The sequence below is a fragment of the Flavobacterium anseongense genome (genome assembly GCF_021608185.1).
GTDB lineage: Bacteria > Bacteroidota > Bacteroidia > Flavobacteriales > Flavobacteriaceae > Flavobacterium > Flavobacterium anseongense.
This window is the reverse complement of record NZ_JAKIHN010000003.1, coordinates 398744-408144: the sequence shown is the minus strand read 5'-3', so window position 1 is coordinate 408144 and position 9401 is coordinate 398744. Positions and strand designations below refer to the sequence as shown.

Sequence of the window (9401 nt, the reverse complement as noted above, 5' to 3'; positions counted from 1 at the left end):
CCCTAAATCGGGTAATGTTGGATAAATAGTATTAAAATCGATTTTGTGCATTGTTGCACCGGCTTTTAAACCAAAGGCTAGTCTATGCTCTCCACCCAAATTAAGCGTATAAGAGAAATCAGCATAAATATTAGTCTCTTCTACCGGTCCAATCTTATCGTTGATTACAGAGAGTCCTAAACCTACGTTTCTGCCAACCGGGCTGTGGATAAAGAATGTTCCGGTTGTAGGAGCATCTTCAATTTCAACCCATTGTTTTCTGTAGAGGAATCCACCTGATACACTTTCTTTTGAACCAGCATACGCTGGATTCATCACACTCATATTGTACATATATTGTGTGTAATGCGGGTCTTGCTGTGCTCTTAACTCTGTAATTGCTAAAGCCAATATCGCAATGAAATATACTTTCTTCATTTTGTTTTTGTTTTATTTTGATGTGATTTGTTAGTGTTCTGTTATTTTTTGTTAGCGTAATTTAATGCCATATTTATTCTTGTTACTTATTATCTTTTTAACGAAAAGTGTGCTTTGAAAATTTTTCGGACACCATTTTCAGGGTATTCAACGGAAAACCAATAATCATCTGAAAACATGAGATTTCCGTTATAAGTGCCGTCCCATCCTTCACCATTTGGACTTATTTGTTTCAGTATTTTACCATATCGGTCAAATATTAAGATTTTAGAATTTAAATCGATGTTTTTAATATTCCAAGTCTCATGTATTCCGTCACCATTTGGTGTAAAATAATGAGGATAATTTATGATGGTTGCCGTAGCAGTTAAATTAGTACAAGCATTTTCATCAATAACATTGATAGTATGTAATCCGGGTGTTACAGATTGAAAGACATTAGATAATTGGAATTCGGAATCATCCAATTGGTACAAAAACGGTCCGTTACCACCAACTACAGTAACTGTAATTGTAGGATTGTCACTAAAAGCAGCTGATTGGGTTATCACTAAACTTTCACCTCGAGCGGCTTGGCTTACCACAGCAGTAAAAGGAGAAGAAACACAACCGGTAACGGTATTTGTTGCGACCACAGTATAAGTTCCTATTTGATAAGCATTATAACTGTTTCCAAAAGCAGTTGGAATAGGATTCCCTTGAAAAGTCCAAGCAAAACTATGATCTGTTGCACTTAGACCTGTAAACAAAACATAGGCATCAGTTGCAGTATTGTTTGAATTTATTACACAAATGGTTCCGTCTTTAATATCCGGTACTGGCAATGCATGAACTTCTAAATTGACTGTAATGGGAAGTCCGATACAGCCATTATAGGAAGGAGTCACAACATAGTTTGCGGTTCCGTCAGTATCGTCAAGAGTAGTAAGCGTTTGATTAATTAGATTTCCACTTCCCGATGTTGCTCCGACAGTTCCGTTTTGACTAGAAATCCAGGAAAAAGTAGTTCCGGGAATATCAGCATTTAATGTTATTGCCGTTGTTTCGTCGGAACAGTAATTCAAAGCTCCAGTATAGCTTGCTACAGGTGTTGGATTAATTGAAACAGTAACTGTATCAGAAAGTGACTGACTACAATTAACCATTCCCAAAAGCGATATGTCTGATAATTGATAAGTTGTATTTGCAGTTAAACTTGTTGTTGTAACTGAAGCTTGTCCGGCAGCGTTTAAAGTTATGGTTTGATTAGTTCCGCCAGTTACTGTATAGCTAATAGTTGCGTTTGGGGTTCCTGTAAAATTCAATGTGCTGGTTTGATTTCCGCATATTGTTAAAGGACTGGCACTAATTGCTGCAGTTAGTTGTGCTAATGGAGTTACTGTAAAAGTTTGAGATAAAGATTGGGTACAAGGATTTGCTCCTGCTGAAGTTACACTAACAAGCGTAAAAACAGTAGTTGAAGTCACATTCGGAATAGTAATAGAAGCTGTTCCGCTGCTGTTTAAAGTGATATTCTGATTAGAACTGCTATTTACAGTATAAGTAATCGAAGCATTGGGCGTTCCGGTGAAGTCAACAGTTGCATTACCTCCAAAACAAACCGAAGTATTTCCTGAAATCACAGCTGTAGGGGATGTATTCACGCTGATTACAGCCGATCCGTTTATAACTGCTGAGCAAGTATTTAAAGTGACAGAAACCAAACTATAAGTACTGTTTAAAGTTAAGGCCGGAGTTGTAATGCTAGCCACACCACTTGAATTTAAAGTAATGGTTTGGTTTGAACCACTATCAACAGTATACGTTACATTAGCGTTAGGTGTTCCGTTGAAAGTAATGTTTGCCGTGTTGCCCGAGCATATAGAAGTTGACCCTGATATGGTTACTGTTGGCTGAGCAATGATGGTAAGGCTTACAGGAGTTCTCGTACTATTTATACAGTTTGAAGTTGTATCATAAGTTTCCGCGTAATATGTTCCCGGATTCAATGGTGTGTATGATGTTGAATTCGCTAACAATAAGTTTCCTCCTGAGGGAGCATCATACCAATTAACACTTGTTCCCGGGCTGGCGGTAGTACTCAATGCCGGAATAGCCTCATTACTACAAATAGTTTTATCTCCATCACTGATACTGTTAGTTGGAGGTGGTAAGAAAGATACTGTAAAAAGATTAGATACGGTTGAACAGTAAGGATTGCTTAAATTGGCAGCGTCTTGCGCTACTTTAGTTCTGAAATAGGTTAAAGAACTTAAATTAGTTGCTGTATAAGTAGGAGAGTTTGCTCCGACTATATCATCCCAAATCCCACCATTTGAACTCGTTTGCCATTGGTAAAAATAAGTACCTGTTCCGGCGGTAGTAGCCTGTAGTACAATTGAAACCGGACTTTGACAAGTTACAAAGGTCGTTCCCGTCACAGAAGGACTGCTGATGGTTGTCAAATCGCCACAGGCTCTAAATTCAATGTCATCTATGGCTAAGTCATTTCCGCAACCTCCCAAACCATTATTTTTCATTTTTAAAACAACAGAAGTTTCACTTCCTGTGGTAAAAACAAGTGCGAATTGACGCCAGATGGGTGTGGCTGTTCCTATAATATTTCCGGTATTCCCCGAACCTAAAAGGGTTGTTTCGGTGTCGTTCCAAATTTCAAAGCGAACATTTATTGGGATTTCATTTGCTCCACAAAAGCCGGAGCCTGGATTGTAAACATTCATTAACCAAGAGGAGAACTCAAAAGTAGTATTGACACATAATCCGGTAACCGTTCTTTTATAAAAGTCACCCGAAGTACTTGCGTTGGCATTAACAATTAAAGATTTACCGTTTGTTCCGTTTGTTGCATCCGGAGTATGGTCTAATGAATAGTGCCAAGTGCTGTAAAGATTTGTTCTGTAATAAAGAGTATAACTTCCGTCATTTGGATTACCGGTAACAAAAGTATAATTGGTTGTACCGGCAGGTAAAGCAGGACCATAATTGGTTCCATTACCAAAATTTTCACTAAAAACAGGCTCACCTTTACTTCCGCTGCAGAATCCCAATTGGGAATAACTATTGGCAGAAAGAAGCAAAAGCAAAAGAGTAACTATTTTTTTGTAGTGATTCATTTTCAGTACAAACCAAAGCTTTGGTCTTTATTTAATTTTTTAATCCAATTGATCAAATAGTTTGCTATTGTACTCGGTTTAAATAAATCCAACCCGTTTTAGTTTTTAAATCATCAAAATCAATTACATAATAGTAAGTGCCGTCCGGTAATTCATCATTATTGTTACTTTGCCCAAACCATTCATTTTGATAATCAGCTTTTGAGTACACAACAAGACCATAACGATTGAAGATTTTCAACTGCTTCACATTATAGCCTTCCAAATCGAAACTATCATTCAAACCATCATCGTTTGCCGAAATTCCTTTTTGTATTCCGCAAAATGGTGACAACACATTTATGGTTTCCTGATTGCTGCATCCGTTTTGGGTTATTACTAATTCATAAACTCCCGGAGTTGAAACAACTACTGAAGCATCACTCCCAATTTGAACTCCTGCAGGATTGTGCCAAACATAAGTTGGATTATCAGGATTCGTCTCGATAGCTGTTAAAGTATAACTTGCCCCATTACAACCTTCTGATAATGTAAAATCGGGAGAAGCATTTACTGTAATTGTAAGGTTTGAAGGGAGCGCACATTGTCCGGCCGTTGGTGTAAATGTATAAGTTGTTGTAGCCGTATTATTTAAAGCAGGTAACCAAGTTCCGGTGAATCCATTGTTTGAAGTTGTTGGTAATGCATTTAATGCACTGCCCGAACAAATAGGATTAACAGCGTTAAAGCTAGCAGCAACATTTTGGTTTACTGTTATGGTAAGAGTCGTGTTTGATACACATTGTTGTCCTGCTGTTGGTGTGAACGTATAAGTTGTGGTTGCAGTATTATTTATTGCCGGAGACCATGTTCCAGTAATAGAATTGTTTGAAGTTGTTGGTAAAGCATTTAAAGGTGCTCCTGAACAAATTGGATTAATAGGGGTGAATGTTGGTGTAGTTGTCGGGTTTACGGTTACGGTTACTGTTTTTTGATAAAAACAAGTCACAGTTTCTTTCAAAGCAATATCATCCAAGGCAAAATCGTTTCCATAGTCTACAAAATTTCTATTATAAATCGCGATGTTTGCGGTAGTGTTTGAACCCGAATTCCAATTGTATGAAACCTGAGTCCATAAACAAGGTGCTCCGGGAGCAGTTCGAGGAGTACCTTGAGAAACACCGTTTATTGTTACCTCTAATCTCGCAAGGTTATCCGGTGACACTGAAGCTACATAATAGGAAAAAGTATAATTTGTATTTGGAACTACAGTAACAGGGTTTTGATTGCTCCATGCTATGATGTTTCCGGTTGGGTCAGTAGCACCATCAAATACCATCAAATTACCAGTTCCCGATGTGTGATCACCACATGAAGCAAAAGGATTGAACCAAGCGTTTGGATTGGTAACAATATTATAAGATGATTGCACACCAAAAGGATTTGGATTTAATACCTGAGTATATTCGGTAAAGAATAAAGTGTTTCCTTGTGAAAAATCGCCATTTTCAATCAAATTGACAGGTGAAGATAAAGACCCTGAAGTAACGGTATAGACTGTGGTCGCTGTTGGACTAACGGTTTGTGTAGCACTGTTTGGATTGGTAATGGAAGCGTCCGCAGGATTGGCAGTCCAGGTATAAGAACCAGCTCCTCCTGTTGCTGTTAGTGTTGTTGAGTCTCCTGAACAGATAGTTACCGGAGCACTCAATTGTAAATCGTTTGGAGCGGTTAAAACTATATTAGATTGGCTGTATTGTTCTCCGTTTGAATCGGAAACAGTTACATTGTATGTGCCAATACCTAATCCTGTAAATATACCGTTATTGTTTGTCATTGTTGCAGAACCTGTCAAAGAATAGGTACTGTAGGGTAAAATACCACCAGTTAAGTTTACGGTAATCGAACCATCATTCACGTTTGGACATGTTGGGTTTACAAACGAATACGATCCTACCAATGGAAGACCTCCTTCTGTAATGGAAAAATCATCTACTGCAAAGTCATTTCCTATAGGTCCGGCGGTGTTTGTTTTTAAGCGTACCATTACATTGTTGGCAGTGGCTACAAATGAATAAGCGACTCTTACCCAACCCTCACTAGGTAATGGCGCAAGCGTGTTTTGATTGGCTGGATTGATACTATTGGCATTTACAAAAAAGATACCGATGCTGGCTCTGGTAGTTTCATCTGATGTAACTGCATTAGAAACCGATTTAATCCAAAAACTAAAAGTATAGGTTGTGCCAGCTGTAAATCCTCCAATGGCACCTCCGGTGCTTCCTGTTGTCCAGAAAAATCTATTGGCAATTGTAGCACCGTCAAAGACCAACATGTTCCCGGTGCCAGTTGTGTGGTCACCACCTGTGATGTAGGAAGAGTTCATTAGCGCAGGATTTGTAGTTCTTGCGTAAGAACCAGGATTACTTGTGCCGGTAAGTGGATTGATTAAAGTGTAATCGTGGACTAAAAAACCATTTCCACTTCCGCCAGATTCAAAATTACCATTGGTTAATATTTGTGCACTTAAACTATAATTTCCTATTATTAACCAAAAAAATAGTAGGGATGATTTTTTTAAAAAGGATAGAAATTCTTTTTTCATGATGTATAAAATTTGCATTTTCTAAGATAAAACATGTTTTTTTACACATATCTAAATTTTATGATATTAAAACTATACAATTCTTAATTTTCAATCTGAACTACGGTGCTATTGAATGCTATTGTTTTAAAGAATACGCAGCGGTTTCTTATTTTTATGGCCTTTGTTGTAGTAATGTTAAGTTATTTAAAACTTTTCTGTTGCGAATTTTTCGGATTGTCGCACTGAAATTCGCCACATAGCTTCTTAAAGTAAATTTTCTCGAGTGAAATGTATAGGAGAAAGGTAAGCAGTTCCTCTAACTTCAATTGTGTTTTTATAGAAAGGAGGTGAGAAAACGTTGTTGAGACTGAGGTTTATTTATAAAACTTTTTATCTCAAACACTTTTTATAATATAAGTAACAATTCCCCAAACTATGAGTTCATTTTCTTCGGTGATTTTTATAGGTTGAAAAGCGTCGTTTTCGGGCATTAGATAAACACAATCCTTTTCTTTTTTGATGCGCTTTACGGTAAACTCACCATCAATATAGCATACGGCAATTTTGTTGTCTGTAGGTTCCAAACTTCTGTCAATAACCATAATGTCGCCATCATCAATACCGGCACCAATCATAGAAGTGCCATTTGCTTTGGCATAAAAAGTGGCCAAATGATTTTTTACCAAAACTTTGTCCAAACTTATAGTATCGCCTTCAAAATCGGCTGCAGGTGAAGGAAAACCTGCTTTAATACCACCAACAAAAGGAAGCTCTATTGCATTTTCCGAGTCGGGAACGAAAAAGGAAATTTTATTTTTTACTTGCATTTGACTTTTAGTATTTCTTTAAAATCGGTTGTGTATTTTGGTGACAGATGTTCCTGCTTCATTTTCCAGGTATGCTGTAAATCCTGACTGCCTAAACGTATTTTTCGCTCTCCGGTTTTTGCATGAAATTCATCAATCACTTTCATCAATTTTAAATGTTTTGGATTTTCTTCTTCGAAAAGATGAAACTGCTTTTGATTTTCGGGAATGATTCCGGTAACGATGACACCTGCTTTTGAATAGCGTTCGCCTTCTTGATAAACTTTTTTCAAAATAGAAATGGCAGTGCTACTTATAGTCAAACTTGAATTGCTGGAAAAAGGCAAAGTTTCCATCTGGCTGAAATAAATTCGGCTTCCATCGTTTTTATGATGTCTGTCTTTTACAAGCATCACAATGATACTGTGACAGCAGGAATGTTGCTTCCGTAGTTTTTCGGCGCAGACCGCGGCAAATGTAGAAACGCGTTCTTTGATTTCATCAAAATCGGTAAGTTTGGTTTTGAACATTCTGGTAATGGCAATGCTCTTTTTGTCTTCGGTTGGATCGTCGAGTGTGAGTACCGATTTACCTTCCAATTCGCTTTTTAATCGAAGTCCGGTTACACCCATTACGGTTTTTATAAAACTTTCATACTGTGGTAAAGTGAAATCGTAAGCCGTGTTAATACCTTTGGCTATCATTTTCTTTTTTAATCGGAAACCAATGCCCCAAACGTCTTCAATCTTTGTCCATTTAAGCGCTTTGATTCGTTTTTCTTCGGTATCAATAACATAGACACCTTTGGTTTGATTTGGAAACTTTCGGGCGATTTTATTGGCGACTTTGGATAAGGCTTTGGTTTCGGCAAAACCGATAGAAACCGGAATGCTGAGCCATTTCAGAATGCGGCTTTTCATTTGAAGCCCATAATCAGTAAAGTCAAAATCACTTTTAAAACCGTCAAAGTTCAGGAACGCTTCATCAATACTGTATGGTTCTACATGAGGTGTGAATCCTTCCAATATTTTCATCACGCGGTTACTCAAGTCGCCATACAAAGGATAATTGGAGGAAAAGACAAGAATGTTTTTTTCTTTTAATTCCTGCCGCACTTTAAATTCGGGTGCGCCCATCGGAATGCCGAAGGCTTTGGCTTCATCACTGCGCGAAATAATGCAACCGTCGTTATTGGATAAAATAACAATCGGTTTTCCGTTGAGCTGTGGCTGGAAAACACGTTCGCAGGAAGCGTAAAAGTTATTGCAATCGACTAAAGCATACATAATGTAAATTTACACAATAGCCGACTATTTTTTGTCGCTGTTGATAACTAAAAGTCAAAATAAAGGATGCGGGCAGATGATTAAAAGGGAAAAACCACAACTGGTTTTTTTATTAGTGTTTGTGGAACATAGAGGCTCAATATGTGAATATTGAAATTTTAAAATATAATTTCACAACGCTTTCATTTCTACAATGTTCAATTTTGTATGACAACAATTAAGTTGTAAACAAACTCAAATTAGTATGGAAAAAGATCAAAAAAGCACTGCTCATCCAAAAAGTGATAGCAAGTCAAAAGGAACAACAAACACAGATTCAAACAACACCAAAAAAAGTGAAGCTTAAAATGACAAATCCGGGGACAAAAAGAAAACTGTAACCGCAAAACATTAAGTAAATGAATCGGTGAGTGAAAAGTCAACCAAAGCTTTATAAAAGTTTTGGTTTTCTTTCCCCTAATAAATCAATAATAATTAAATAATAGACAAAATGAAAGATACTTCAAACACCACAAAAGAGAAAAAAACTCATCCTCCAATGAAATCATCACAACTAATGAAATTGTTTATAGATGAATTAAAGGATATTTATTGGGCAGAAAACGCGTTGACAAAAGCCATTCCTGAAATGATTGAAAATGCATCCTCATTAGAATTAATTAACGCTTTAACTCTCCATCTCGATGAGACACATGGGCATGTAGAAAGACTGAAAAAAGTCTTTGAACTCCTGGGTAAAAAACCCGAAGCAAAGCCATGCAAAGCTATGCAGGGTTTAATAGCCGAAGCCAGTGAAATAATGAAATCATGTGAAGAGGGGCCGATGCGGGATGCCGGGATAATTTCGGCCGCACAAAAAGTAGAGCATTACGAAATGGCAACCTATGGAACGCTGCGTCAGTTTAGTGAAACCTTAAATTTAACAGATGCGGTTCTGCTATTAGCGGCAACGCTTCAAGAAGAAAAGGCGGCTGACGAAAAATTATCCAGTGTAGCTATAGGGGCAGTGAATATTGAAGCCGCTTCGGAAGCTATTTAAAACTTCAAAGCTCAAATAAAGTTTAGCTTCATTAGCGTTCTTTTAAGAAGATGACTAAAATATGTGAATACCATAAGTTTATCTAAAATTAATATAACAAATGAATATATAAATAGGCTCAACTTTGTAGAATAAGAAGTACAGTTCAAAATATAATAATAACAATTAAATAAA

General features: G+C 37.2%; 6 protein-coding genes. 1 reads left to right on the top strand and 5 read right to left on the bottom strand.

The features are described from left to right. The 5 genes from L1S35_RS06890 to L1S35_RS06870 form a co-directional block, all read right to left on the bottom strand. Positions 1–417, bottom strand: a 417-nt coding sequence (locus L1S35_RS06890; RefSeq protein WP_236396461.1) for a PorP/SprF family type IX secretion system membrane protein, incomplete at its 3' end; no start/stop codon positions are given. Between the two features lie 89 nt (positions 418–506). After that, entirely contained in the window at positions 507–3530 is a 3024-nt protein-coding gene (locus L1S35_RS06885; RefSeq protein ID WP_236398330.1) for a T9SS type B sorting domain-containing protein, read from the bottom strand. Positions 3531–3594: 64 nt separating this feature from the next. Then, complete coding sequence (locus tag L1S35_RS06880) at positions 3595–6114, bottom strand: T9SS type B sorting domain-containing protein (protein WP_236398326.1); 2520 nt, start codon at positions 6112–6114, stop codon at positions 3595–3597. Positions 6115–6491: 377 nt separating this feature from the next. Next, complete coding sequence (locus L1S35_RS06875) at positions 6492–6923, bottom strand: LexA family protein (protein ID WP_236398324.1); 432 nt, start codon at positions 6921–6923, stop codon at positions 6492–6494. Next, positions 6914–8188, bottom strand: coding sequence for a Y-family DNA polymerase (locus L1S35_RS06870; protein ID WP_236398322.1), 1275 nt, complete (start codon positions 8186–8188; stop codon positions 6914–6916). Before L1S35_RS06870 ends, L1S35_RS06875 begins: the two co-directional genes overlap by 10 nt. A 490-nt stretch (positions 8189–8678) precedes the next feature. On the opposite strand from L1S35_RS06870, the gene L1S35_RS06865 reads away from it, so the two are divergent. Next, a complete protein-coding gene (locus L1S35_RS06865; protein ID WP_236398320.1) occupies positions 8679–9227 on the top strand; it encodes a YciE/YciF ferroxidase family protein in 549 nt (182 codons plus the stop codon). Positions 9228–9401 lie beyond the last annotated feature (174 nt).

Excerpts from the sequence above, each read along its gene's own strand:
- L1S35_RS06885 (WP_236398330.1), bottom strand. The coding sequence starts at position 3,530 with ATGAATCACTACAAAAAAATAGTTACTCTTTTGCTTTTGCTTCTTTCT.
- L1S35_RS06880 (WP_236398326.1), bottom strand. The coding sequence starts at position 6,114 with ATGAAAAAAGAATTTCTATCCTTTTTAAAAAAATCATCCCTACTATTT.
- L1S35_RS06875 (WP_236398324.1), bottom strand. The coding sequence starts at position 6,923 with ATGCAAGTAAAAAATAAAATTTCCTTTTTCGTTCCCGACTCGGAAAAT.
- L1S35_RS06870 (WP_236398322.1), bottom strand. The coding sequence starts at position 8,188 with ATGTATGCTTTAGTCGATTGCAATAACTTTTACGCTTCCTGCGAACGT.
- L1S35_RS06865 (WP_236398320.1), top strand. The coding sequence starts at position 8,679 with ATGAAAGATACTTCAAACACCACAAAAGAGAAAAAAACTCATCCTCCA.